This window comes from Flavobacterium sp. RNTU_13 (genome assembly GCF_046614455.1).
Classification (GTDB): Bacteria; Bacteroidota; Bacteroidia; order Flavobacteriales; family Flavobacteriaceae; genus Flavobacterium.
The window spans coordinates 121,367-145,668 of record NZ_JBKJHB010000005.1 but is presented as its reverse complement, the minus strand read 5'-3'; the positions used below and the strand labels follow the sequence as shown (position 1 = coordinate 145,668).

General features: G+C 43.5%; 25 protein-coding genes and 1 other RNA gene. 9 read left to right on the top strand and 17 right to left on the bottom strand.

The annotated features are described in order from the left end of the window. The first annotated feature begins 57 nt into the window (after positions 1-57). Complete coding sequence (locus ACLI08_RS12770; RefSeq protein ID WP_411428882.1) at positions 58-363, top strand: rhodanese-like domain-containing protein; 306 nt, start codon at positions 58-60, stop codon at positions 361-363. A gap of 40 nt (positions 364-403) precedes the next feature. Here the strand turns inward: ACLI08_RS12770 and hisIE are convergent, their stop codons facing one another. From hisIE to ffs, 12 genes are all read right to left on the bottom strand, one after another. Then, complete coding sequence (gene hisIE, locus ACLI08_RS12765) at positions 404-994, bottom strand: bifunctional phosphoribosyl-AMP cyclohydrolase/phosphoribosyl-ATP diphosphatase HisIE (protein ID WP_411428881.1); 591 nt, start codon at positions 992-994, stop codon at positions 404-406. Then, positions 991-1,743, bottom strand: coding sequence for an imidazole glycerol phosphate synthase subunit HisF (gene hisF / locus ACLI08_RS12760; protein ID WP_411428880.1), 753 nt, complete (start codon positions 1,741-1,743; stop codon positions 991-993). Before hisF ends, hisIE begins: the two co-directional genes overlap by 4 nt. Continuing rightward, a complete protein-coding gene (gene hisA / locus ACLI08_RS12755) occupies positions 1,737-2,450 on the bottom strand; it encodes a 1-(5-phosphoribosyl)-5-[(5-phosphoribosylamino)methylideneamino]imidazole-4-carboxamide isomerase (protein WP_411428879.1) in 714 nt (237 codons plus the stop codon). The genes hisF and hisA overlap by 7 nt, the downstream gene beginning before the upstream one ends. Then, positions 2,447-3,025 carry an imidazole glycerol phosphate synthase subunit HisH gene (gene hisH, locus ACLI08_RS12750; RefSeq protein ID WP_411428878.1) on the bottom strand — a complete coding sequence of 193 codons (579 nt, stop codon included), beginning with the start codon at positions 3,023-3,025 and terminating at the stop codon, positions 2,447-2,449. The genes hisA and hisH overlap by 4 nt, the downstream gene beginning before the upstream one ends. Then, entirely contained in the window at positions 3,022-4,110 is a 1,089-nt protein-coding gene (gene hisB / locus ACLI08_RS12745) for a bifunctional histidinol-phosphatase/imidazoleglycerol-phosphate dehydratase HisB (protein WP_411428877.1), read from the bottom strand. The genes hisH and hisB overlap by 4 nt, the downstream gene beginning before the upstream one ends. Positions 4,111-4,112: 2 nt before the next feature. Continuing rightward, on the bottom strand, positions 4,113-5,132 hold the full coding sequence (hisC, locus tag ACLI08_RS12740; protein WP_411428876.1) for a histidinol-phosphate transaminase: 1,020 nt from the start codon (positions 5,130-5,132) through the stop codon (positions 4,113-4,115). Then, on the bottom strand, positions 5,125-6,414 hold the full coding sequence (gene hisD / locus ACLI08_RS12735; protein WP_411428875.1) for a histidinol dehydrogenase: 1,290 nt from the start codon (positions 6,412-6,414) through the stop codon (positions 5,125-5,127). The genes hisC and hisD overlap by 8 nt, the downstream gene beginning before the upstream one ends. A gap of 93 nt (positions 6,415-6,507) precedes the next feature. Beyond that, positions 6,508-7,365: an ATP phosphoribosyltransferase gene (hisG, locus tag ACLI08_RS12730; protein ID WP_411428874.1), complete on the bottom strand. Its 858-nt coding sequence runs from the start codon at positions 7,363-7,365 to the stop codon at positions 6,508-6,510. Positions 7,366-7,640: 275 nt separating this feature from the next. After that, complete coding sequence (gene fsa, locus ACLI08_RS12725) at positions 7,641-8,297, bottom strand: fructose-6-phosphate aldolase (protein WP_411428873.1); 657 nt, start codon at positions 8,295-8,297, stop codon at positions 7,641-7,643. A gap of 35 nt (positions 8,298-8,332) precedes the next feature. Further along, positions 8,333-9,136 (bottom strand): SDR family oxidoreductase, encoded by an 804-nt coding sequence (locus ACLI08_RS12720; RefSeq protein WP_411428872.1) that lies wholly within the window; start codon positions 9,134-9,136, stop codon positions 8,333-8,335. Between the two features lie 67 nt (positions 9,137-9,203). Then, positions 9,204-10,091: a hypothetical protein gene (locus ACLI08_RS12715; protein ID WP_411428871.1), complete on the bottom strand. Its 888-nt coding sequence runs from the start codon at positions 10,089-10,091 to the stop codon at positions 9,204-9,206. A gap of 89 nt (positions 10,092-10,180) precedes the next feature. Beyond that, positions 10,181-10,279: signal recognition particle sRNA small type (gene ffs / locus ACLI08_RS12710), an RNA gene on the bottom strand. Between the two features lie 90 nt (positions 10,280-10,369). On the opposite strand from ffs, the gene ACLI08_RS12705 reads away from it, so the two are divergent. After that, complete coding sequence (locus ACLI08_RS12705) at positions 10,370-11,440, top strand: glutaminyl-peptide cyclotransferase (protein ID WP_411428870.1); 1,071 nt, start codon at positions 10,370-10,372, stop codon at positions 11,438-11,440. Between the two features lie 236 nt (positions 11,441-11,676). Here ACLI08_RS12705 and cysK read toward each other — a convergent pair whose 3' ends face one another. Both cysK and epsC read right to left on the bottom strand, forming a co-directional pair. Further along, positions 11,677-12,585 (bottom strand): cysteine synthase A, encoded by a 909-nt coding sequence (cysK, locus tag ACLI08_RS12700; protein ID WP_411428869.1) that lies wholly within the window; start codon positions 12,583-12,585, stop codon positions 11,677-11,679. 25 nt (positions 12,586-12,610) lie between these two features. After that, on the bottom strand, positions 12,611-13,426 hold the full coding sequence (gene epsC / locus ACLI08_RS12695; RefSeq protein ID WP_411428868.1) for a serine O-acetyltransferase EpsC: 816 nt from the start codon (positions 13,424-13,426) through the stop codon (positions 12,611-12,613). 378 nt (positions 13,427-13,804) lie between these two features. Here epsC and ACLI08_RS12690 point away from each other — a divergent pair, with 378 nt between their 5' ends. The 5 genes from ACLI08_RS12690 to ACLI08_RS12670 all read left to right on the top strand — a co-directional run bounded on the left by ACLI08_RS12690 (position 13,805) and on the right by ACLI08_RS12670 (position 18,937). After that, entirely contained in the window at positions 13,805-14,428 is a 624-nt protein-coding gene (locus tag ACLI08_RS12690; protein ID WP_411428867.1) for a TetR/AcrR family transcriptional regulator, read from the top strand. After that, positions 14,418-15,770 carry a TolC family protein gene (locus ACLI08_RS12685; RefSeq protein WP_411428866.1) on the top strand — a complete coding sequence of 451 codons (1,353 nt, stop codon included), beginning with the start codon at positions 14,418-14,420 and terminating at the stop codon, positions 15,768-15,770. Before ACLI08_RS12690 ends, ACLI08_RS12685 begins: the two co-directional genes overlap by 11 nt. A gap of 12 nt (positions 15,771-15,782) precedes the next feature. Then, positions 15,783-16,865, top strand: a complete 1,083-nt coding sequence (locus ACLI08_RS12680) for an HlyD family secretion protein (RefSeq protein ID WP_411428865.1) — start codon at positions 15,783-15,785, stop codon at positions 16,863-16,865. A gap of 4 nt (positions 16,866-16,869) precedes the next feature. After that, positions 16,870-18,459, top strand: a complete 1,590-nt coding sequence (locus ACLI08_RS12675; RefSeq protein WP_411428864.1) for a DHA2 family efflux MFS transporter permease subunit — start codon at positions 16,870-16,872, stop codon at positions 18,457-18,459. A 184-nt stretch (positions 18,460-18,643) separates the two neighbouring features. Further along, positions 18,644-18,937, top strand: a complete 294-nt coding sequence (locus tag ACLI08_RS12670; protein ID WP_411428863.1) for a DUF3861 domain-containing protein — start codon at positions 18,644-18,646, stop codon at positions 18,935-18,937. Positions 18,938-19,000: 63 nt separating this feature from the next. On the opposite strand, the gene ACLI08_RS12665 is transcribed toward ACLI08_RS12670, so the two are convergent. Genes ACLI08_RS12665 through yaaA form a run of 3 tightly spaced genes read right to left on the bottom strand, consistent with a single transcriptional unit; the run spans position 19,001 to position 20,729 of the window. Then, positions 19,001-19,471 (bottom strand): hypothetical protein, encoded by a 471-nt coding sequence (locus ACLI08_RS12665; RefSeq protein WP_411428862.1) that lies wholly within the window; start codon positions 19,469-19,471, stop codon positions 19,001-19,003. 29 nt (positions 19,472-19,500) lie between these two features. Then, on the bottom strand, positions 19,501-19,971 hold the full coding sequence (locus ACLI08_RS12660) for a hypothetical protein (protein WP_411428861.1): 471 nt from the start codon (positions 19,969-19,971) through the stop codon (positions 19,501-19,503). Further along, positions 19,971-20,729 carry a peroxide stress protein YaaA gene (gene yaaA / locus ACLI08_RS12655; RefSeq protein WP_411428860.1) on the bottom strand — a complete coding sequence of 253 codons (759 nt, stop codon included), beginning with the start codon at positions 20,727-20,729 and terminating at the stop codon, positions 19,971-19,973. Before yaaA ends, ACLI08_RS12660 begins: the two co-directional genes overlap by 1 nt. Positions 20,730-21,149: 420 nt before the next feature. On the opposite strand from yaaA, the gene ACLI08_RS12650 reads away from it, so the two are divergent. Beyond that, positions 21,150-22,061 (top strand): ABC transporter ATP-binding protein, encoded by a 912-nt coding sequence (locus ACLI08_RS12650; protein ID WP_411428859.1) that lies wholly within the window; start codon positions 21,150-21,152, stop codon positions 22,059-22,061. A 14-nt stretch (positions 22,062-22,075) separates the two neighbouring features. Then, on the top strand, positions 22,076-24,286 hold the full coding sequence (locus ACLI08_RS12645) for a redoxin family protein (protein ID WP_411428858.1): 2,211 nt from the start codon (positions 22,076-22,078) through the stop codon (positions 24,284-24,286). Positions 24,287-24,302 lie beyond the last annotated feature (16 nt).

Genomic DNA, 24,302 nt, shown 5'->3' with positions numbered 1-24,302 from the left:
CAAATGTAACCAAGCAGAACCCTGCATTACATTACATTTACAAAAAAAAATACAGTTATGTTCGGATTATTAAAAAACCTGTTTGGGAATAATAAACCCACAGAAATACAACCCAACGCTTTTATAGTAGATGTACGCTCACCCGGCGAATTTGCTTCCGGCAGTGTAAAGGGCGCGGTAAATATACCGTTAGATAACCTTCGCAGCCAGCTCGCCCGGTTTAAAAGTAAAGAGCAGGTAGTAGTGTTTTGCCGCAGCGGTATGCGTAGCGCCCAGGCAAAATCTATACTGGAAAGCAGTGGCATACAAAACGTAGTAAACGCAGGTGGTCTGGGCCAGGCACAAGCGTTACTAAGCCAGTAAATACAAGAAATCCGTGTAACGAGTACGTTACACGGATTTTTTATCTTGAGCGGGATTTAAGTATCTGCTCTATATCTTCAAGGGTAAAACCTTTTGCACGTAGCAAAACCAAAAAATGGAATAACAAATCAGCCGACTCGTTTTTAAAGAGTTCGTCGTTGTTGTCCTTGGCTTCAATAACTACCTCAACAGCCTCCTCGCCTACTTTTTGGGCTATTTTATTAATACCCCGCTTTAATAACGAATTAGTATACGAGTTTTCATCGCCGCTCTCGGCACGGCTTGCAATGGTTTGCTCAAGCTGGTACAAAAAACCTTTGGTGCTCCCCTCACCAAAACAGGTTTGCGTACCCGTATGGCATACCGGGCCTTGCGGTTGCACCTGAATCAGCAGGGTATCGTTATCGCAGTCTATTTTTATATCCTTCACCGTAAGATAGTTGCCCGAAGTTTCTCCTTTTGTCCAAAGCCTGTTCTTGCTACGGCTAAAAAACGTTACGCGCCCTTCCGCCTGTGTTTGGGCAAGGGCTTCTGCATTCATATAGCCCAGCATAAGCACCTGAGCGGTGGCAGCATCCTGTATAATAGCGGGAATCAATCCTCCTGTTTTATCAAAATCGGGTTTTATCATCGTACAGATATATTTTGTTGCTTTAAGTAGTTTTTCAAATCAGGAATGGCAAGCTCATCATAGTGGAACAGGCTCGCTGCCAGTGCTGCGGTAACATCGGTTTGTGTAAAAACCTCCGCGAAATGCGCCTTACTTCCTGCCCCTCCCGATGCAATTACCGGAATATTTGTTACGGCACACACCTCGTTGAGTAGCTCTATTGCAAAGCCGCTTTTGGTACCGTCCTTATCCATAGAGGTAAGCAGTATTTCGCCCGCGCCCAGTTGTTCTGCCTGTTGTGCCCATTCGGTTACTGAAAGCCCTGTAGCAGTACGCCCGCCACTAACGTATACCTCCCAAAAACCGTTGGTACGTTTTGCATCTATGGCAACCACCACCGCCTGGCAGCCCAGGTTATCGGCTATCTCCTTAATCAGTTGAGGATTTTTTACCGCCGATGAATTTAGGCTCACTTTGTCTGCACCGCTCCGAATAAGATATTCGGCATCAGCGGCGGTGTTTATACCTCCGCCCACGGTAAACGGTATGTTAATTTGCGAAGCCACTTCGGTAACCAGTCCCGCAAGGGTTTTGCGCTTTTCTACCGTAGCGGTTATGTCCAGGAATACCAACTCATCGGCACCTTCCTGTGCATAGCGCGCCGCCAGCTCCACAGGGTTACCGGCATCGGTGAGTCCCACAAAATTCACTCCCTTTACTACCCTGTTGTCCTTAATATCCAGGCAGGGAATTATCCTTTTCTTTAGCATAGCGCTCTCAGTTGGGTTAGTGTAATGTTTCCTTCATAAATCGCTTTGCCAATGATAGCACCGGCACAACCCATTTCCTTTAGCTTGTACAGATCATCCATAGTAGTAACGCCTCCGCTGGCAATCAGCCCCACATTGGCCTGTTCCAAAATCTCCCCATAAAGTTCAAACGAAGGGCCTTGCAGCATACCGTCTTTACTAATGTCGGTACAAATAACCGACTGTATTCCCTTCCCGGAACAGTCTTTAATAAAATCAACTACATCAAGGGTGCTTTCTTCCAGCCAGCCACTAACCGCTATTTTCCGGTTACGGCAATCGGCCCCCAGAATAATTTTATTGGTACCGTATTTTTCAAGCCAGGCGTACACGGTTTCCGGTTGCTTTACGGCAATACTGCCCGCAGTAACCTGAGCTGCCCCACTACTAAAAGCGGTTTCTATATCGGTATCGGTTTTAAGGCCTCCGCCAAAGTCAACAGCAAGTTTTGTTTGACTGGCAATACTTTCCAGTACCTTATAGTTAACAATTTGCCCCTGTTTGGCTCCATCAAGGTCTACCAGGTGCAGGTACTGTATACCGGCATCTTCGTACATTTTAGCCACCTCAAGCGGGTTCTCGTTATAGGTTTTCTGTTGTGCATAATCGCCCTGGGTAAGGCGCACGCACTTACCATTTATTATATCTATAGCCGGAATAATTTTCATAATTCTAAAAAGTTTTTTAGTAGCTGCGCTCCAACAGGCCCTGATTTTTCGGGGTGAAACTGTACGGCATAATAATTATCTTTTTGCAATGCCGCGCTAAACGGCTGTATATACCGGCATACGCCTGACGAATTATCGCTTAACCCGGCGTAATAACTGTGTACAAAATAAAAATCGGCATCTGGTACTATACCTTTAAACAATGTACTATCAAGATGCTGAACCGTATTCCAGCCCATGTGAGGTACTTTGTCTTCCGGCAGAAACTTTAGCACATCAGTATCAAAAATTCCCAGCCCTTCGGTTTCACCTTCTTCCGAAAAACAGCACATTAACTGCATGCCCAGGCAAATGCCCAGCACGGGTTGGGTAAGATTTTTAATTACCTCATCCAGTCCGCGCTCCTTAAGGTAAGCCATAGCCGGAGCCGCATGCCCCACCCCCGGAAAAATTACTTTATCCGCAGCGTTCAGTTTTACAGGATCATCGGTTACCTCGCATCTATAACCAAGGCGTTTTACAGCATTTTCTACCGAGAGCGTATTCCCCGCATTATATTTTACAATGGCTATCATAGTGTTCCTTTTGTACTGGGTATGTTATAATTATTGGTCTTAGACACCGCCATGCGTATGGCTTTCGCAAACGCCTTAAATATGGCTTCTATTTTGTGGTGCTCGTTGGTACCTTCTGCTTTAATGTTCAGGTTGCACTTTGCAGTATCGGTAAACGATTTAAAAAAGTGCAGGAACATTTCGGTGGGCATTTCCCCTATTTTTTCGCGTTTGAAATCGGCATCCCAAACCAGCCAGGGCCTTCCTCCAAAATCAATGCCTACTTGTGCCAAACAATCGTCCATAGGTAATAAAAAGCCATAGCGTTCTATCCCCTTTTTACTGCCCAATGCCTGTAAAAATGCATCGCCTAGCGCCAGTGCAGTATCTTCAATAGTGTGGTGTTCGTCTACCTCAAGATCGCCTTTTACATCAATAATAAGCCCTACTTCTCCGTGACGCGATACCTGATCGAGCATGTGGTCGAAAAATGCCAACCCGGTATTTATCTCCGTTTTACTGTTATCATCAAGGTTTACGGTAACGCTTATATTGGTTTCATTGGTCTTACGTACCACGCTACCTGTCCTGGGCTTTTGCTTAAGGTAGCGGTAAATCGCATCCCAACGCGTTTCGCACAGCGTCGCACTAGCGCAGTCTGTACCAATAAAAATCGACTGGCACCCGAGATTTTCTGCAAGCTGCACATCGGTAAGCCGATCGCCTATTACAAAACTGTTGGCCAAATCATAATTGCCTTTTATATAGTGCGTCAGCATACCCGTACCAGGCTTGCGGGTAGGCAGGTTGTCCTCAGGGAAACTACGGTCTATAAGTACTTCGCTAAAGCGGATGCCTTCGTTTTCAAACGCCTGTATTATTTTGTTTTGGGCAGGCCAAAACGTAGCTTCCGGGAACGAAGCCGTACCAAGTCCGTCCTGATTGGTAACCATAACCAACTCATAATCGAGTTCTTTTGCTATTTTCCCCAATCCTGAAAACACACTGGGATAAAACTCCAACTTTTCCAAGGAATCCAGCTGATAATCAACAGGTGGTTCTATAACAAGGGTACCGTCGCGGTCTATAAAGAGTACTTTTTTCATAATTACAGGGACTTTAGGGTATTGATGAGTAAGGTGTTTTCTTCCGGTGTACCGATGGTGACGCGCAGGCAACCCGGCACTACGGTATTACGGTTGCGCAAGATGATGCCTTTTTGTACCAAGGCGCTGTAAATACCATCGGCATCGGTTACCTCAACCAATACAAAATTAGCATCGGTAGGATATATTTTTTTGGTGATGGGAAGTTGTGCCAAAGCGTTAACAAGGTTCTCTCTTTCGGATAACAACACCTGTTTTTGTTTTTCCACAGTATCAGCATTTTCAAGGGCGGCAAGTGCTGCCTCATAGTTAATGCGGCTGATGTTGTATGGTGGTTTTACTTTATTAAACAAGTTTATAACGGGTGCATTAGCAAAAGCCAGCCCAACCCGTGCAGCCGCCAAACCCCAGGCTTTGCTAAGGGTTTGCAACACGACCAGGTTAGGATATAGTGCCAACTTTTGCGAAAGTGAAGCGGCATTGGCAAAATCAATATACGCCTCATCTACCACCACAATACCGCTGAAGTTTTGCAGTATGGTTTCAACATCGTTCAGGAAGTTCCCTGTTGGGTTGTTTGGCGAACACAGGAAAACCAGTTTTAATTGCCCGTCTTTTAATAATGGTAAAGCAGTATCAATATCAATCTGGAAATCATCGGTAAGCGGTACTTCTATAAGCGACACATTATTAATATCTGCCGATACCTTATACATACCATACGTGGGCGTAAAGGTAAGCGCCTTATCCTTGCCTGGTTCGCAGAAAATACGGAAACACAGGTCTATGGCCTCGTCACTACCGTTGCCTACAAAAATGTTTTCTGCCGAAACACTTTTAATTTCTGCCAACTTATCTTTCAACTGCTTTTGTAGCGGATCCGGGTAACGGTTTAGCGTGCCAAACGGGTTTTCGTTAGCATCCAGGTAAGCGGTAGCAGTTCCTTTAAACTCATCGCGGGCAGAACTGTAGGGCTTTAAAGCCAATATATTTGGGCGTGCTATTTTTTCTAAACTAAACATTCTGCAATGATTTTAAACGGATGGTTACTGCATTTTTGTGTGCCTGTAGCTGCTCGGCGGCTGCCATGGCTTCTATAGCGGGGCCTATGTTCTGAAGACCCTGCGCCGTGATTTTCTGGAAGGTTATTTTCTTTACAAAACTGTCTAAAGATACCCCGCTATAGTTGCGGGCATAGCCGTTTGTAGGCAGGGTGTGGTTGGTGCCACTGGCATAATCACCGGCGCTTTCGCAACTGTAGTTCCCGATGAAAACCGAACCAGCATTGGTTACCTTTTCTGCCAGAGCATCGGCATCGGCGGTAGCAATAATAAGGTGTTCTGGGGCATACCCGTTACTAAACTCTATGCAGCTTGCAGTATCGGGCAATACAATAATCCTGCTGTTGTCCAGTGCCTTTTGGGCAACAGCCTCGCGGGGCAGTGCCGCCACTTGTGCATTTATTTCGGCAAGTACACTGTTTCCAAAACCCTCACTGGTCGTTACAAGTACCACCTGACTGTCGGCTCCGTGTTCGGCCTGACTTAGCAGGTCGGCCGCCACAAACGCAGCATTAGCGGTAGTATCAGCTATAACCAGCAGTTCGCTTGGTCCCGCAGGCAGGTCAATCGCTACCCCGGCGGCAAAAGCAGCTTGCTTGGCAGCGGTTACGTACTGGTTACCTGGCCCAAAAATCTTATCTACCTTAGGAATGCTCTGCGTACCGAACGCCATTGCGCCAATCGCCTGTATGCCACCTACTTTGTAAATTTTGCTCACTCCGGCAAGCTGTGCCGTGTATAGTATAGCCGGATTGATTTTACCTTTCTTGTCGGGGGGTGTGCACAGTACAATTTCGGCACAGCCCGCTATAGCAGCCGGAACCGCCAGCATAAGCACGGTAGAAAACAACGGCGCAGAACCGCCCGGAATGTAAATACCCACTTTTTCTATAGCACGGCTTTCGCGCCAGCAGGTAACGCCCTGCATAGTTTCTATTATCTGCCTTTCTTGGTTTTGGGCAGCGTGAAATTTTTCTATGTTTCCTTTAGCTAATTGAATAGCAAGTTTAAGTTCATCGGGAACAACAGCCGCTGCCTCCTGAATTTCATCGGCAGTAACTTCCAGAGAATTAAGAGTTACGCCATCAAAAAGTTGGGTATACTTGGCTACCGCTGTGTCGCCATTTTGTTTTATTTCGGTAAAAACTTGTTGTACCAAAGTATTTAAGTCCTGCACATCGAGTGAAGGGCGGGCAAAAAGGTTTTGCCATTGGGTTTTATCGGGGTTGAGTATTTTTTTCATTGTTAAGTCGTAAAGTTGAACGTTTGTAAAGTCATAAAGTTTGCTGTACTTATTAGATTGCTTCGTGGTACCTCCTCGCAACGACAGATGGAACTACAAAATCATTTTCTCCACATTAGTAACCAAAATTCCCTCAGCACCAAGGGCTTTCAATTGGTCAATAATATCCCAAAAAGCATCCTCGCGGATAACCGAGTGTATGCTGCTCCACCCCGCTTCGGCTAAGGGAAGTACTGTAGGGCTTTTCATGCCGGGCAGTATTTTTATAATTTCGGGGATTGCTTTATCAGGAGCGTTAAGGAGAATGTATTTGTTTTCGGCAGCGTTTTTAACCGACTGTATACGAAACAATAACTTATCTAATATTTGTTGTTTTTCGGCAGAAAGATTAGGATTACTTATAAGTACCGCTTCGCTTTTTGTAACTACCTCAACCTCTTTAAGACCGTTGATTTGCAGGGTACTTCCAGTGCTTACTATATCGAAAATACCATCGGCAAGGCCTATTGCAGGTGCTATTTCTACGCTACCGCTTATGGTTTCTATCGCAGTATCCAAGTTGTTTTGGTCAAAGAATTTCTGAAGGATTACCGGGTAGCTGGTAGCTACTTTTTTTCCACTAAAATACTGAGGGCCTGCATAGTTGGCATCTTTAGGTACGGCTAATGAAAGGCGGCATGAAGCAAAACCCAGCTTTTTTATAACCGTTACATTTTTGTCTTTTTCCCAAACTTCATTTTCGCCCAGCATGCCTGCATCGGCTACGCCCTCTTCTACGTATTGCGGAATGTCGTCATCGCGCAGGAACAGAACCTCTATGGGGAAATTCGGCGAAACAGCCTTAAGCCTGCGCTCTCCGTTAGAAATTTTAATGCCGCAATCGGCAAGCAGTTGTAGTGATTTTTCGCTCAGGCGGCCACTTTTCTGGACCGCGATTTTTAATATACTCATTTTTAGTGTGCAATGTGCCTGAGTAACGGAGCGGGGCGTATGGGAAGGAAAATAAAGCCAAACAAAAAACCCGCCTGATTACTCAAACGGGTTTGTGGAATATTTTAGATTACTGCCATATCATTTCCTCCTCGCGTTTGAGCCAGTGCTGAAATGATGATGATGCAGTTGATTAAATATCATATTTTTTTGTCTGTTTTGACTCAGGCAAAGGTATAAAGAAAACTTTTTAAGAACCTTAGCTTTTAACAAATATTTTTATAACAGCCAATATCTTATTGGTTACCCTTAGCGTAATCAGCAAGGAACTGCGCTAATCCTAAGTCGGTTAGCGGGTGTTTTAGTAAGCCTGTAATGGCACTAAGCGGCCCTGTAATAACATCTGCACCTATCTTGGCACAGTTTACAATATGCATAGTGTGGCGTACAGAAGCTGCAAGGATTTCTGTTTCAAAACCGTAGTTGTCATAGATTTCACGGATTTCTTCAATCAGGTTAAGACCATCTGTAGAAATATCGTCCAGGCGGCCTATGAATGGCGATACGTAAGTAGCACCTGCCTTGGCAGCAAGAAGCGCCTGCCCTGCAGAAAACACAAGCGTAACGTTGGTTTTAATACCTTTATCTGAAAAATATTTACATGCCTTAATACCCTCTTTAGTAAGCGGAAGCTTTACCACAATACGCTCATGCAGATCAGCAAGCTCCTCGCCCTCGCGAATCATGCCGTCGTAGTCTATAGCAATAACCTCTGCACTAACATCGCCATCTGAAATGTTGCAGATGTCTACATAGTGCTTCAGGATATTATTTTTTCCGGTAATACCCTCTTTAGCCATAAGCGACGGGTTAGTAGTTACCCCATCAAGAACACCAAGTTCCTGGGCTTCTTTTATCTGTGCAAGGTTTGCAGTATCAATAAAAAATTTCATGTTGTGTTATTTTATGTTTAAAAACAGGTACAAAACTACAATTTATAATGGTTCATAAGCATTTTTTCGTACACTTTATCGGGCAGGATTTTCTTTAATACAATAGAAAACTTTTGCATAAACGCCCCTACCCTGTAATGCACTTTTGGTTTCCCTGCCTGCATAATGGCATAAACGGCTTCTGCCATTTCAGCCGGGTCGCTGCCGGTGTCTACGTGCTCGTTCATGGTTTTTAAGGTGTTACCGTAAGGTACTTCGTAAGCAGAGCCTGTAACAAGAGGCGCGTGGTATCGGCCTGCAGCAATATTTGTGGCAAAATCGCCCGGAGCTACTGTGGTAACGTTGATGCCAAAACCCTTAACCTCCATGCGTATGGCCTCTGAAACCAGTTCTAAAGCACCTTTTGATGCCGAATAAACACCCCGGTACGGTAGGCCCATATAGCCCGCAATACTGGTTATATTAATAATAAGGCCACTTTTTTGGGCGCGCATTTGGGGCAAAACGGCTTTCATTACCTCTATGGGGCCTATAAAGTTCACTTCAAAGTTGTTGCGTATTTCATCTGCGGGGATTTCTTCAATGGGGCCGGTTATGCCTACCCCTGCATTGTTTACCAGTACATCTATAGCTCCGGCTTCTGCAATAACCTGATTCACTGCTGATTTTATGCTTTCGGCATTGCGCACATCAAGCGCTACGAGCGGAAACAACGAGCCTATTACGGTTTTAGGATTGCGGCTGGTGCCGTACACCTTATAGCCTTTTTGGTGCAGGAACTCTCCTATAGACTTCCCTATACCCGACGAAGCACCGGTTATAAATACTACTTTACTCATTTACGTTGTTTAGAAATTTGATGTTTTTGTTTTTGCGGAGCTAAAATACCAAAAGTTTGGCATTCCGTTACAGCCTGTAAGGCGTTATGCGCCATTTAGCCCCTTTGCTAAGTTTTGTCCATTGTTTTTGCCAAAAGCCCATACGTTTGTAAGCGCGTTTTTCCTCCGAAAGATTATAAGGCAGTATTTTATCGGTTTCTGCAACTAATACATTCAATGGCGTACTGCTGTGATATTGAAAAAAATGCGCAAGCACCTGCCTGAACTCCTTAAAATACCAATAATGTTCTACCTCTTTTTCCGCCGATACAGGTACCGCCAACTGCTGAAAGTAATAGTTGAAGGCTACCTGTTCCAACACGAAAATATCTGACTTCTGGCAAAAAGCATCGGTAAGTTCCAGCACTTTTTGTAACACGTGAGCGTATTGGGTAGAAAAACCTATAACCCCTGCATTCCAAACCTGTAGGGCACTGGTAATGTGCAAAGACTGCGATTCTGAAGGGATGGTGAACTCCTGATTTTCCACAAAAAACGCCCGCATCTTACGGGCTACATTGCCCTTGCCGGTAGCAAGTGCGCCTTCTGCCTTGTGGAATACAATGCCACCCTGTGCTATAGTAGTAAATAAATATTCGGCATTTTGGGTAAAGTGGGTATCGGTATCGCAGTATAGTATGCTTCCTTCAAACCGCGTACAGGCATCTTGCAGGGCTTTTATCTTTAACCTGTGGTTAAAACCCGATGCGCCTTTCCACTCGGTTATGGTTTCGGGCGAAAGCCCTACATACACCACTCCCTGTGGTAATCGGCTGTTGAAAAATGCTTCATCATCGGTATACAATACCACCGTAATATTGTTACCGGCATGGTACTTATAAAACGACATCAGCGCGTACAAAGCCTCCTGGTTGTATTGTACGCCGCCGTAAACAAGATATACAAGATACTTCATGCCGCTGTGTTTTGTGTGAAGATACGAAAGGTGTATAAACAAAAAAATCCCCTTACGGAGATAGTGCAGTAGTTCTCAAAAAAAGAAAAAAATGGCAAGCTACCTACATCGCACCGCTACAACCGCTTACCTTTGCTGCGTTCCCACCCTGGAGGAGTCTGCAGGAGCTGGTCGTGTAGGACTTGCCGGTGCAAATATACAACCATTTTATATTTTTGCAAGTGTTGTTGCCCAATAATAAACAGCATCGTATATTGCTACAATATTTAAACACATCAATGAAAGCTTCTAAATTATTATTTGCCACTACATTAGGCGTGGCTGCACTGGCTGTAAGCAGCCTTGCAATTAGCTGTAAAGGCAATGAAAAAACTGAAAATAATTTATTCAGCATCGATTTTTCTAACATAAAAGGCCAGTATAAGCCCGGTGAAACGCTTCCGTTAACCCTGCAAAATCCCGAAAAAAAGCAAATAGACTCTATAGTATACTACCTAAACAATGAAAAGGTGGGTACCGTAAAAGGTGATGCAAAGCTTGATGCCATACTGAAGGAAGGCCGCCTGGGCTACCAAAACATAAAGGCACTGGTTTATTATGAAGGGCAAAACGCCGAAGCTACCGGACAAATAGAAGTTATAAGCCCGGTAAAGGCAAAGATGCTTTCATTTGAACTTGTAAATACCTACCCGCACGATACGGGCTCTTATACACAGGGGCTTGAGTTTTATAAAGACACCCTTATAGAAGGTACAGGCCAGTACCAGCAATCTGTACTGCGCAAAAATGATTACAAAACCGGAAAAGCTTACAAACAGATAAGCCTGGATGGGAAGTACTTTGGCGAAGGAATTACCGTATTTAACAACAAGATTTACCAGCTTACTTGGAGGGAAAACACCGGATTTATATACAATGCGGGCAACCTGAACAAAATAAAGGAGTTTCAGTACTTTAAAGACATACAGGGATGGGGACTTACCCACGATGATAAAAACCTGTACCAAAGTGACGGGTCTGAGAAAATATATAAACTAGATCCTGAAACGCTTAAAGAGGTGAGCTCGGTTAACATATATGCCGAAGACAAAAAGGTAAAAGAGCTAAACGAGCTGGAATGGGTAGATGGTAAAATATATGCCAACATATATCAAACCAATACCATAGTGCTACTTGACCCTGTTACAGGTAGCGTGGAAGGCCTGCTTGACCTAACAGCGTTAAGCGAAAAAATAACCCGTACCCCGGAAACCGATGTACTGAACGGTATAGCCTATAACCCTAAAACCAAAACGTTTTTTGTTACCGGTAAACTGTGGGACAAAATGTTTGAGATAAGGATAAAATAATTTTTCAATTTGAAAATCTACCAATTTGAAAATTATATACAACACAAAAGGCTGCCCATTGGCAGCCTTTTGTGTTGTATGTGGTGTCTGTCATTGCGAGAGAGGTACGACCGCGGCAATCTAATTAACCATATAAAGCAATATTTTAGATTGCTTCGTTCCTCGCACTGACGTAATGGATAAAACCAGAGTCTACTCTTAGTGAATCTCTTACTTTATGACTTTAGACTTTAGACTTAAAAAAGCCCCTCTACAGACAGGTACCTCTCCCCTGTGTCGTATGCAAACGTAAGCACGGTAGCATCTTCAGGAACTTCAGCAAGTTTTTTACTAACGGCCGCCAATGATGCCCCGCTTGAGATACCTATAAGCGTACCCTCCTCACGGGCTGCACGGCGTGCAAAATCAAACGCTTCGTCTTTACTAACCTGAATAACACCGTCTATAACACTACTGTTATAAATACCCGGCACAAATCCTGCACCTATACCTTGTATGGGGTGTGGCCCGGGAGCACCTCCGCTTAACACAGGCGATAATTCTGGCTCTACGGCAAACACCTTAAGGTTTGGCCATTTCTTCTTTAAAACCTCGGCTACCCCTGTTATGTGGCCTCCTGTACCCACACCGGTAATTATATAGTCTATACCGTCAGGAAAATCAGCTATGATTTCCTGAGCCGTAGTACGGCGGTGCACATCGGTATTGGCAGGGTTATCAAACTGGCTTGGAGACCACGCGTTAGGCGTACTTGCCGTAAGTTCGGCAGCCTTTTCTATGGCGCCCTTCATACCTTTTTCGCGCGGGGTAAGCTCAAACTCCGCCCCGTAAATAGACATTAGCCTACGGCGTTCCACACTCATGCTTTCGGGCATTACCAGTATCAGTTTATATCCTTTAACAGCTGCCACTAATGCCAGGCCAATACCTGTATTACCCGATGTAGGCTCTATTATAACACTGTCTGGCGTAAGTATGCCTTTTGCCTCGGCATCTTCTATCATAGCCAGGGCTATGCGGTCTTTAATGCTGCTGCCGGGGTTAGTACGCTCCAGTTTTGTCCATACATTACGGCCGGGAAACAGTTTATTTAACTTTACGTGCGGCGTGTTGCCTATGGTTTCAAGAATGCTGTTTGCTTTCATATATCAATCTATCTTAGTATAAATATTAAATTACAAAATTTAAAGGTTCCGGAAACACCTCTTTGGTTTTTATGGTTATTTCGCTTTTGTGGTACACCAGCGAGTCATCGGGCACCGAATGCGTAAGCCAAACGTTACCCCCTATTACACTGCCGTGCCCTATAAACGTGGCACCACCCAGTATGGTGGCGTTAGCATAAATGGTAACACCATTACCTATAGAAGGGTGTCTTTTAGTGTCGGCATCCTGCTTCTGCACACTCAGTGCACCCAGCGTTACCCCCTGGTACATTTTTACATCGTTACCTATAACAGAGGTTTCCCCAACAACTATTCCCGTACCGTGATCTATAAAAAAACGCTTGCCAATTACAGCACCCGGGTGTATATCTATACCGGTTTTTCCATGTACATATTCACTTAACATACGTGGCAAAACAGGCACCTGCAAAACCCATAATTCATGCGCAAGGCGGTACACAGAAATGGCAAAAAAACCGGGGTAAGAAACCAGTACTTCCGAGCGGGATTTTGCCGCCGGGTCATACCTGAAAATCGCTTTTAAATCGTCCTCTAAACCGGCATGGATTTCGGCTGCTTTTTGGTGCAGTGTAACCACAATTTTTTCCGCTTTTTCATCGGCCACGCCAGATAAAATCAGTAGCTCCCTAAACGTGGTTTCAAGCTCTTTTTCACGCTGCACAAAGTAATCATAGTCGGCAAACTGGGGCCCTATACAAAACAGCCACTGGAACAAATCTTCCATCCATTTACCTACATGGCGCATGTCTGGCAGCACACCGCTCTTAAGGTAATTTGCAATGTAAATAGGGTGTTTCATTTTTATAAAAGTTATGGATAGGGCAGGCGTTTTTACTTAATGCTGTTCTTACAAAAGTAGGAATAATTTTAATTACCCTACTACGTAAGTAGAGTAATAACGCTGTTAAATTTGTGTCAAACCACACTAATATGAGCGCAAATCAGCGTAATTTCAACCTACAAAAAAAATTGATGCCCGTTGTTTAATAATGTAAAGTTAAGGATTAAATAAACAAATTAAAAATACTGGTTATCAAATTTATAAATACTTACTATAGAAATTATTTATGATGCTTTTCGCAACCGTTTTCTGTTAAAAAAATGTTAATACGCTATTTAAACAAACGTTTAATTTAAACGATTGTTTAATTTTGTATCGAAATTTAAACCTATTGTTATGGCTGAATTTAATGATAAGCAAATCGAGATTTTGCAGGTTGCCGAAAGGCTCTTTGCAGAGGAAGGATTTGACGGCACCTCTATACGCGCCATAGCGCGTGAGGCGCATGTAAACATTGCCATGATCTCGTATTATTTCGGTTCAAAAGAAAAGCTGCTGGAGGCACTCATCACCTACCGCACCAGCGATATGAAAGTGCAACTCCAAAACATTTCTAACGAAAATGTATCGCCTCTTGAGAAGATAGATTTACTGGTAGACCTCTACATAAACCGCATTAATAAAAACAAGTGTATGTACCAGATTATGCACTTTGAATTAAGCACAAAAAAGCGGATCATAGAGATGGAAAGCTTTATGGAAACGAAGAGGGAAAATGCCGAAATTTTTAAGAAAATTATTGCCGAAGGACAGGTACAGGGAGTGTTTAGAAAAGACATAAATGTAGACCTTATTCCGGCTACCGTAATGGGTACGCTGGTACACTTCCGTAGCAACAAACTTTACTTTGAAAAAACCATGGGTTTACAAACCGATGAGGATTTTGAGCAGTACATAGAAACACACGTTACACATCACATTAAACAAACTATTAAAGCGCTATTGGCATATGAACATTAAACAACTGCTGCCGTTAAGCCTGCTGTTGCTAAGCGCCGCGGCACTGCGCGCCCAGGAAACAAAACTTTCGCTGGACGAGGCCATAAACCTTGCAGTAACCAAGAGCACCGAAGCAACCCTGGCCGATACCAAGGTAGCCACCTCTAAACTGGAAGTGGACAACGTTAAGAACAACGTATACCCCTCTTTAAAAGTATCCGGATCGTATTTAAGGGTGTCTGACCCTACCCTAAACCTTAAAGTGCCCCTGGGCAGTAGTTCGGGTACTGATTCAGGTAGCGGTACTGCTACGGCAAGCCCTACCATAAACAGTGCTATGTACGGCTTTGCCAATGCAAGCATGCCGCTGTTTTCGGGCTTTAAACTTAAAAACAGTATTGCAGCAAGCGAAAACGCCTATAAGGCAGAAACCTATTCGGCTGCCGGTACTAAAGAACAAATAGCATTGCAAACCATAATGCTGTATACAAACCTGTACAAGGCACAGCAATCGGTTACACTCATTGAAGAGAACCTTAAGAGTGCCCGCCAGCGTGTAAAAGATTTTACCGCAATGGAACAAAACGGCCTTATAGCCCGAAACGACCTGCTAAAGGCACAACTACAGTCTAGCAACGTAGAACTATCGTTAGAAGACGCCAAAAAGACTGTAGCGGTGTTAAACTACCAGCTTGTTACCCTGCTACATTTGCCGGAAGGTACTAAAGTGGGCGTAAATGACAGCTACTTTAAAAACAGCGGCAATCTTAGCCCTGCCGTAACCGAAAACGAAGCCATAGCACAACGCAACGACCTGCAGGCACTTCGGTTTGCCGAAAAAGCTGCCGAAAGCAATATTAAAATAGCCAAGGCAGACTACTACCCTACCATAGGGCTTAGTGCCGGGTATGTGTACCTAAACGTGCCTCATTTTGTAGAGCTGTACAATGCGGCAAACGTGGGTATAGGCGTATCTTATGATATAGCAGGCATATTTAAAAACAATAAAAAGGTAAAGGCTGCCGAAAGCCGCAGGCAAGAAACCCGCCAGCAACTGGATTTGCTTACCGAGAATGTAAAAGTACAGGTACAGCAGTCGCTTGAAAATTACAACCTGGCAGTAAAGCAAAACAGGGTATATACCGAAGCGGTAACCCAGGCCGGTGAAAACTACCGTATTGTAAAAGACAAATACGACAACGGACTTTCGGATACAAACGACCTGCTGGAAGCCGATGTGCAACAGCTTCAGGCAAGGCTTAACGAAACCTTTAGCCGTGCCGATATAACCTGGCGTTATTACGAACTGCTTAACGCTTCAGGAAAACTTACCTCATCATTTAATCTTACACAGAACAAATAATTCATCTTAGTCATGGAAGAAAAAAAGAAAACCAATAAAAAATTCCTCGGCATATTTTTAACGTTCGCCATACTGGGCGGTGGTTTCGGGGTGTACAAATACATACAATCACAATCGCACGAAACTACAGACGACGCGCAGATTGAAAAAAACATGAACCCTATTATACCACGCGTTACCGGATATGTTACCAAGGTACTTGTTAAAGATAACGACGTGGTTAAAAAAGGCGATACACTTTTTATAATAGACGATAAAGACTATGTTGTAAAAGTTGAAGACGCTAAAGCTGCCCTTGCCGCAGCAGAAAGCAGTTTCCAGGCAGCTAAGGCTGATATAGGGGGTGCTCAGGCTAACATTTCGGCAAGCGAGGCAAACGTACAGTCTAACCGTGGCAATATTGAGGCCGCTAAGGTGCGCCTATGGAGGGCTACTAACGATTTTGAGCGTTTCCAAAACCTATACAAAAACAGGAGCATAACAAAACAGCAATTTGAACAAGCTGAAGCTGCTAAAAAGGAAGCCGAAGCACAGCTTAAGGTACTTCAGCAAGCTGAAGCTGCAAGCAAAAGCCAGCGTAATGCCAGTGTAAGTCGCAGCGCAGTAAGCAGCAAGCAGACTGATGTAGCCAAAGCCAATATAGAACGTGCAAAAGCAGCTTTAAAAGCAGCCGAACTTAATCTAAGCTATACCGTAGTTACGGCTGCGGTAGACGGTCAACTAGGTACTGTAGACATTCAGCCGGGGCAGCTTGTACAACCGGGACAAGCATTGTTTTACATTATAAACAACGAAGCGGCATGGGTTGTGGCTAACTTTAAAGAAACTCAGCTAAACAAAATGACACCCGGACAAAAGGTAACCATTAAAGCAGATGCCTATCCCGATTTAGAATTTGAAGGTACAGTAAGCTCATTCAGCCCGGCTACCGGTGCACGTTTTTCGCTACTACCGCCAGATAACGCTACCGGTAACTTTGTAAAAACAGTACAAAGGCTTCCTGTAAAAATTACCCTTACAGAAAATAACGACAAGGAGAAAGTAAAACTACTTCGCCCGGGTATGAACGTAGAAGTAGACGTACACTTAAAATAATAATATGGCCGGAGCAGCAACTGTAAGCAACGACCTGGTAGAATACGGTTTCAGGCGGGTTATCATTACGATAACTGCGGTACTGTGTGCCCTGCTCGAAATTGTAGATACTACCATAGTAAACGTTGCGTTAAACGAAATGCGCGGTAGCCTTGGCGCCACGCTTACCGACGTAGCCTGGGTAATTACCGCCTACGCCATTGCAAACGTAATAATAATCCCTATGACCAGCTGGCTCAGCCAGCAGTTTGGCCGCCGAAACTATTTTGCAGCCTCAATTGTAATTTTTACCATAGCCTCTTTTTTGTGTGGTAATGCCACAAACATTTGGGAACTGGTAGCCTTTCGTTTTATACAAGGTATGGGTGGCGGTGCCCTGCTGGTAACAGCACAAACCATTATTACCGAAAGTTATCCGGTAGAAAAACGAGGTATGGCACAGGCTATATATGGTATGGGTGTTATTGTAGGCCCTACCCTGGGGCCACCACTTGGCGGATGGATTGTGGATAACTACCACTGGGGGTGGATTTTTAACATTAACGTTCCTTTGGGCATAATAGCCACCATACTTACGCTTATATACGTACGAAGCCCTAAGTACGGGGAAAAAATGAGTGCAGACAAAGTAGATTGGTGGGGTATTTTATTTCTTGCTGCCTTTATAGGATCGCTTCAATTTGTACTAGAGCACGGACAACAGGACGACTGGTTTGAAGAACCGCTTATTGTAATCATGTCGGTTATCAGCTTCTTTGGGTTTATAGCCTTTATATGGCGTGAATCAGTATATGAGTACCCTATTGTTAACCTAAAGGTACTTAAAGATAGTAACCTACGCATAGGTACCATAATGTCATTTATCCTTGGCTTTGGGTTATTCGGGTCTACCTTTGTAATCCCTATTTACACTCAGTCTATACTGGGCTGGACAGCGCTCGATGCCGGATTACTGCTAATACCAAGTTCACTTGCCACGGCATTTATGATGCCTATTATAGGACAGCTGATACAAAAAGGTGTAAAACAACCTTACATGGTAGCACTTGGGTTTATGGTTTTCTTCCTCTTTACGCTTTGGATGTATAATATTATGACACCCGATACCGGTAAAGATGCCTTCTTTTGGCCACTAATATTACGTGGTGTAGGCCTTGGGCTGCTATTTGTACCCATTACCACAATGTCGCTTAGTACGTTAAAAGGGAAAAGCATTGGCGAAGGAGCAGCTTTTACCGGTATGCTCCGACAGCTGGGAGGTTCATTTGGTATTGCCATTATCAGTACGTTTATTACCCGTTTTACACAATCGCACCGTGTAGACTTAGTGGCTAAAGAAAGTGTTACAGATTTTGAAACCCAGCAGCGCGTACAAATCATGGCGCGTGGATTTGCCTCAAAAGGCATACCTATGAATGAAGCTATAGATAAGGCGCACAAGGCCATGGAGTTTTCTGTTATAAAACAGGCTACAGTGCTGGCATACATGGATATTTTCCTTTACCTGGGTATATTGTTTTTAATATGTATACCATTCATTCTGCTCATTAAACAAGGAAAAGGTAAAGTAGATATGGCTGATGCCATGCACTAACCATTTCAGATTGTAGATTTCAGAATTCAGATTTTTTCGGGAACCTGATTCTGGACTTCTTGTAACTTTTAATCTTAACTATCTATATATATCCTGAAAAACCTGCCGTGACACTTCCATGCCGGCAGGTTTTTTTTAAACCCGCACACACACCACTTTTTATACATCATCATCACATCTTAAAATGAACAAAAAATACAATCACTACAAGGTAACCCTTGAACACGTTTACAGCCCTGCCAACGAAGACCTGCACCGCCGTATAGAGGTGGTTTTTGATAACCACGACAACCTTTTTAGCATTATTGACCTGATGCAGCAAAAGGATATGTTTGGAGATATGGGGCAAAGTACAGAATTTGCCATTGGCCTTAAAATGATGGGCGAAGTAATGCTAAAAAATAAAGACAATGCATTGTTTGATGAGTTTATGCCTGCCTTTAAAGACTTTATGAAAAAACTTAAAAGCAGTAATTAATTTACAGCTGCAGTTTAAAGAAAAGCCCGTAAAAATGAAAACATTCATTTTTACGGGCTTTTTTTATTTGGGACTTACCTGTAGGATTCCCCGATATATTTCTTCGTAAGATTCTTTAAATCGCCACCCCTTTTCCCATTCCTTACCATTGTAGTACAAAAGGATCTCCCCGGAATAAAAGTCTGGGCGGGCTCTTCTTGTTATTTCAGGATTACGATAATGAAACCGTATAGACAGAATGTCTTTTTCATTCGGTTCATAGTCAAAATCAAAACAATAATCGGTATTCAGTTTACGTATTACACCTTCGGCATCGAGTTCACCTGTAATTTGGTGAGGGCCGGGGATATACTCAAACATGTCGATCTCGGGGATATATTCGGATACATATCTGGATATATTCCAGCTATATACCGTATCGGTATACCCTTTCATTAATTCGTCCCTGTTTCTCCTATTGATATTAACACGCTTTTTTTCATGGGAAATCCACGGGTCATACTCGTCAATAACAAACTTAAGGTCAACATCCATAATTAATTCAAGTTGCTAGTTTTTGCTTTTTACTCTATATAAACTACACCTTCAGCAATCAACTTACTGTTACAGCCATAATATCGGTCTCTAATCCATTTATCATTGTTAAAAATGGCTTGCATCCAAGATTCTGTGTCCAAATTAGACCTATCCGGATGATGGTTGGTAGAAAAATCCACAAAGCAATACTTAATGGTTACAAAATCACCTTCGGCAGGAAGGTAATCCAGGTTACCAAAGCACTTCCAGTCATTAAGATTTCTTATAAAATCTTCACTGGTAATGATTCCCACAGCAGGAAAAGTCCTGAGATCCGGTTGAAAATCAAAGCTGCTATACAGCTCCTCTCCTAAATAACGTTCAAGACTCCAGGTGTATACATATTGGGGTTCTATGCTGTCTCTAATTGATTTATACCTACGTGAATTACGATTTGGCACCCCTTTAAGCGGATCATGGCGCACAGGGAATTCCTCCTGTTTAAACAATAATTCCATTACCTTGTAAACACTAGCGTATTACCCTTACTCAGCTTATCGTCGTACGCATAGCCCTCATAATTGAAACCCTTAAGCCCTTTTAGGGTTTTTACGTTGTTTTCTACAATGTAGCGTACCATCATACCCCTAGCCTTCTTGGCAAAGAAACTTACCATGCGTAGCTTACCATCTTTATAGTCTTTAAACTCCGGGGTAATTACGGGTACTTTAAGCGCTTTTACATCTACCGAGCCAAAGTATTCCTGGCTGGCAAGGTTTACAAACAACTCGCCATCAGCAAGTTCTGCATTCAGGGCTTCGGTTACGGTTTGTTTCCAAAACTCATACAGGTTTTTGTTTTCGCCTACGGGCAGGTGCGTACCCATTTCCAGGCGGTAGGGTTGTATAAGATCCAGCGGTTTCAGTAACCCATACAATCCCGAAAGTATGCGAAGGCTGTCTTGCAGCTTGTTTACCTTGGTTGCCGGTAGCGAGTAAGCATCGAGCCCCACATATACATCACCACTAAAAGCATACACGGCAGGGCGCGCGTTTTTAGTGGTAAAGGGTGGCTGCCATTCCTGGTTGCGCTGCCAGTTGAGATGTGCCAGGTTATCGCTAATATCCATCAGGCTACTTAACTCAGATGGCGTTTTATCTTTAATTGCAGCATGCACTTCTTTGGCCTGAGCCAAAAAAGCGGGTTCGGTATGTTTCTTTACAGGAAGTTTTGTTTCAAAATCCAGGGACTTAGCCGGAGAAATCACCATTTTCATAGGGAATGTATTTTTACCAAAAATACTTTGTAAAACTCAGCGGTGCAATATTGCAGCATAGGATTTTGTTATACCTATATATGTTTTGTGAAATATGAATGCTAATTTTCGATAAAATTCATTTTTAATCATAATTAAAAAATACTACCTTAGCTTTTTTAAATAACGACTTACTACTTTTAAGTATAAAGATGTTGTCGCGGTGAAAACCAAGGCGACCCGAACGGCAAAAGCCCCATTAGTGGGGCTTTTGTCATTTTAGTCATTATAAAAATTTAGTATTGAAACAGCCTTCCCTAATACATCTTACATTTGAATTTTAACAATATTATGAATGTAACAAAATCGCTAAGCCTTCGTCATATCAAATAAAAACGCGCCTGATTTTATCAGTTAGCATTATACCAATCACACAAACCTATGCCAGAAAACATTATTGAAACAAACGGCCTTACGTTTTTCTACTCTAAAGACAGAAAAGCGCTCGATAACGTATCGTTAAACATCCCGAAAGGCGCTATTTATGGTTTCCTAGGGCCAAACGGTGCCGGTAAAAGTACCACCATGAGGCTACTCACCGGGATTTTACCCGAACAGCAAGCGTCTATTAAACTTTTTGGTAAACCGCTTGAAGAGCAGTTACCACACGTTTTCAACCGTATTGGCTCGCTGGTAGAAAGCCCCGCCCTGTACCTGCACCTTAGCGGTTACGACAACCTGCGCTACATAGCGCAACTGCGTAATATACCCGAGGCAAAAATACCGGAGGTTTTAGAGCTGGTTAACCTACAGCGCGATGCTAACCGCAAAGCCAAACAGTATTCGCTGGGCATGAAACAACGCCTTGCCATAGCTATGGCGCTGTTAGGTGAGCCGGAATTACTATTGTTAGACGAGCCTGTAAACGGCCTTGACCCTAACGGTATGCGCGACATTCGTCAGTTACTGGTAAAGCTAAACAAAGAAAAGGGCATTACCATATTTGTATCGAGCCACCTGCTGGCAGAAGTAGAGCGTATGTGTACCCACGTGGGTATAATAAGCCACGGTAAACTGCGGTTTGAAGGCACGATTTCTGAACTTGCTGCGGCGTCCGGGGCGTGTCGCGTACAGCTAACCCTGAAAAATGCGGCCGAATGGCATACAAAATTACTTACCGAACATCCGGGTGTAATCCATGAAGCCGAAAACCAACTGGTGCTGGAACTGGCAGACCGGGAAGATATTCCGGCCTTTGCACGGAAGCTTGTAACCGCAGGCGCAGAGATTTATGAACTTAAGGTGCTTAACGGCCTTGAGGAATGGTTTATGTCTTTAATCAACCAAAAATAAAACCAACACTGATTATGAATACGTTTATTACTGCCCTTAAGGGAGAATATATAAAAAAGAGGGGCACCGGGCTGTATTGGCTCGCCTTTGCTATGGGGGCGTTTATGCCTTTGCTGTATGCCGTAGTTACTATTGTAAAGTTTAAAATGGGTACGCAGAATGCAGACCGCATTCCGTACAACTATTTTACAGAATACATAGGGGAAATGCTGGGCGGATATTCTCAGTTCTTTTTCCCGCTGTTTATTATTATAGCGGTGAGCCGCCTTACACAAACCGACCATAAAAACGGTGGCTGGCAACTTATGGAAACTATGCCCATAAAACGTTGGGATATTTACAGTGCTAAACTCAGCATGGTACTAACGGCTAACCTTATCTCCATACTGTCTTTGATTATTATCAGCTTTGCAGCAGGTAGTTTTGCGCTGCTGTTTATAGAAACGCCTAAGGTGGCTTCTTTTTCGTTTGAGTTTGTACCCATTTTAGAAATAGTACTGAGGCTGTTTGTAGCAAGCTTGTTTTTTACCTGCCTTCAATATATGATTTCGGTACTTATTACCAGCTTTGTGTGGAGTATACTTATAGGGTTCTTTATGCTGCTGGGTTACCTGTTTTTAAATGTATTTAAGGTAATACCCGGGTGGTATCCACTGGAAATATTGGGCCATGTAGGCACGTATGTTAAGGGCAGCGAACTGGGCTACCCTATAACCGTAACAGAAACGGCATCGCTGGTACTGGCAGTGCTGGCTATGTACATAGGATTTACCTGGTACCGCTACAAAGGCTTTAAATCCGCTTTTATTACCAGCGGTAAGCGTATGGCTTATACGGCAGGCGTGCTTGCAGTAACCGTGGCGTTAACTTACTTTATGTTTAGCCCAAAACAATCAGAACGCTACCACAAAACCATATTAGCCGGTAAAATAGAAAGCAAACAGCAGTTTACCACCATAATAGTTACAGACCCTTTTGTAAACGACACCGTAGCGGTAATCCCGGTAAAAAACAATACATTTCACCATGAAATTAAGCAGAATATAGCACTTGGGGTATACAACTTCTCTATGAACGGACTTGGGTGGACGGAGTTCATGGGGCCTAAAGACAGCATATATACCGATGTAAAACAAAGTGGAAAAGTAATAGAGGCAAAAGTTACCGGTACCCGCCTTGCCGAAAACTCATTTAACGAACAAAACACGCCTGAGTTCAGGATGAGTAGCATATATATTGAAAACAGCGAGGTTGAAGATACCGAAGTTTTTGCTAACCAGCTATACGATGACTGGAAAGACGCCATGGCTGAGACTACAAAGTTTCGCACGGCAGATAACTACGTACCAGGCGATGATTTTGTAAAACAACAAAAGCAACTGCAAACCCTTGAGTTCTTAAACGACTGGCAGAAATTTGTAAGCATGCGCAAAGTAGCCTATCCTGGCAAACCTACTCCCGAAAATGCAGGGATTAAGGAAATTAAAAATATGGTACCGCTAAACGATGTGGGCCTGTTATCTTTCGAAAATTACTTTACGTATGTGCGTAGCCTTATGGTACTGAAAGACCGTACCGAAACCGACGATAATACCAAGGCGCTTACCGCCATAGCCCAACTTAAACCGGGTGAGTTTAAAGATAAAATGCTTTTATGGCAGCTGCGAAACAGCCTGCGCGAAGCCAGCAATACCCAGGAGCGCGTTGCCCTTGAACAGTCGTATGGTACACGTTTTGCAAACCCACGTTTTACGCAGAATATTATGGAGCTGTCTGCTAAGCTTAACAATATTGAAAAAGGCAAGCCTGCCCCGGAGATAGCACTTACTAACTTACAGGGTAAACCCGCAACACTGGCACAGCTTAGGGGCAAATACGTGGCAATAGATGTATGGGCTACCTGGTGCGGGCCATGCAGGCAGGAGTCGCCTTATTTTGAAAAACTTGCCATTAAGTACAAGGGCGAAAATATACAGTTTGTGGGCATTAGTACCGACCATCAAATAGACAAATGGTATTTTGAAGCCAAATTAAAGTCTTCAAGCGTTTTACAGCTCCATGCTGCAGACGATAAAACATTTAGCAACGACTATGATATACAAGGCATACCCCGTTTTATTTTAATAGATAAAGAAGGTAAAATAGTAAATGCCGATATGCCCCGCCCAAGCGATAAAACCTTTGAACAGGTTATCCGCAGAGAACTGGGACTAAAAGAATTATAAATACTATACACAGCCA

Bases quoted from the DNA above. Each gene is read 5' to 3' on its own strand.
- ACLI08_RS12690 (WP_411428867.1), top strand. From the start codon at position 13,805: ATGGCTGAATTTAATGATAAGCAAATCGAGATTTTGCAGGTTGCCGAA.
- ACLI08_RS12715 (WP_411428871.1), bottom strand. From the start codon at position 10,091: ATGAAGTATCTTGTATATCTTGTTTACGGCGGCGTACAATACAACCAG.
- epsC (WP_411428868.1), bottom strand. From the start codon at position 13,426: ATGAAACACCCTATTTACATTGCAAATTACCTTAAGAGCGGTGTGCTG.
- ACLI08_RS12770 (WP_411428882.1), top strand. From the start codon at position 58: ATGTTCGGATTATTAAAAAACCTGTTTGGGAATAATAAACCCACAGAA.
- yaaA (WP_411428860.1), bottom strand. From the start codon at position 20,729: ATGAAAATGGTGATTTCTCCGGCTAAGTCCCTGGATTTTGAAACAAAA.
- hisG (WP_411428874.1), bottom strand. From the start codon at position 7,365: ATGAGTATATTAAAAATCGCGGTCCAGAAAAGTGGCCGCCTGAGCGAA.
- hisB (WP_411428877.1), bottom strand. From the start codon at position 4,110: ATGAAAAAAGTACTCTTTATAGACCGCGACGGTACCCTTGTTATAGAA.
- hisA (WP_411428879.1), bottom strand. From the start codon at position 2,450: ATGAAAATTATTCCGGCTATAGATATAATAAATGGTAAGTGCGTGCGC.
- ACLI08_RS12670 (WP_411428863.1), top strand. From the start codon at position 18,644: ATGAACAAAAAATACAATCACTACAAGGTAACCCTTGAACACGTTTAC.
- ACLI08_RS12650 (WP_411428859.1), top strand. From the start codon at position 21,150: ATGCCAGAAAACATTATTGAAACAAACGGCCTTACGTTTTTCTACTCT.
- hisH (WP_411428878.1), bottom strand. From the start codon at position 3,025: ATGATAGCCATTGTAAAATATAATGCGGGGAATACGCTCTCGGTAGAA.
- hisC (WP_411428876.1), bottom strand. From the start codon at position 5,132: ATGTTTAGTTTAGAAAAAATAGCACGCCCAAATATATTGGCTTTAAAG.
- ACLI08_RS12675 (WP_411428864.1), top strand. From the start codon at position 16,870: ATGGCCGGAGCAGCAACTGTAAGCAACGACCTGGTAGAATACGGTTTC.
- ACLI08_RS12705 (WP_411428870.1), top strand. From the start codon at position 10,370: ATGAAAGCTTCTAAATTATTATTTGCCACTACATTAGGCGTGGCTGCA.
- ACLI08_RS12645 (WP_411428858.1), top strand. From the start codon at position 22,076: ATGAATACGTTTATTACTGCCCTTAAGGGAGAATATATAAAAAAGAGG.
- ACLI08_RS12680 (WP_411428865.1), top strand. From the start codon at position 15,783: ATGGAAGAAAAAAAGAAAACCAATAAAAAATTCCTCGGCATATTTTTA.
- ACLI08_RS12665 (WP_411428862.1), bottom strand. From the start codon at position 19,471: ATGGATGTTGACCTTAAGTTTGTTATTGACGAGTATGACCCGTGGATT.
- ACLI08_RS12720 (WP_411428872.1), bottom strand. From the start codon at position 9,136: ATGAGTAAAGTAGTATTTATAACCGGTGCTTCGTCGGGTATAGGGAAG.
- hisD (WP_411428875.1), bottom strand. From the start codon at position 6,414: ATGAAAAAAATACTCAACCCCGATAAAACCCAATGGCAAAACCTTTTT.
- hisF (WP_411428880.1), bottom strand. From the start codon at position 1,743: ATGCTAAAGAAAAGGATAATTCCCTGCCTGGATATTAAGGACAACAGG.
- fsa (WP_411428873.1), bottom strand. From the start codon at position 8,297: ATGAAATTTTTTATTGATACTGCAAACCTTGCACAGATAAAAGAAGCC.
- hisIE (WP_411428881.1), bottom strand. From the start codon at position 994: ATGATAAAACCCGATTTTGATAAAACAGGAGGATTGATTCCCGCTATT.
- ACLI08_RS12685 (WP_411428866.1), top strand. From the start codon at position 14,418: ATGAACATTAAACAACTGCTGCCGTTAAGCCTGCTGTTGCTAAGCGCC.
- ACLI08_RS12660 (WP_411428861.1), bottom strand. From the start codon at position 19,971: ATGGAATTATTGTTTAAACAGGAGGAATTCCCTGTGCGCCATGATCCG.
- cysK (WP_411428869.1), bottom strand. From the start codon at position 12,585: ATGAAAGCAAACAGCATTCTTGAAACCATAGGCAACACGCCGCACGTA.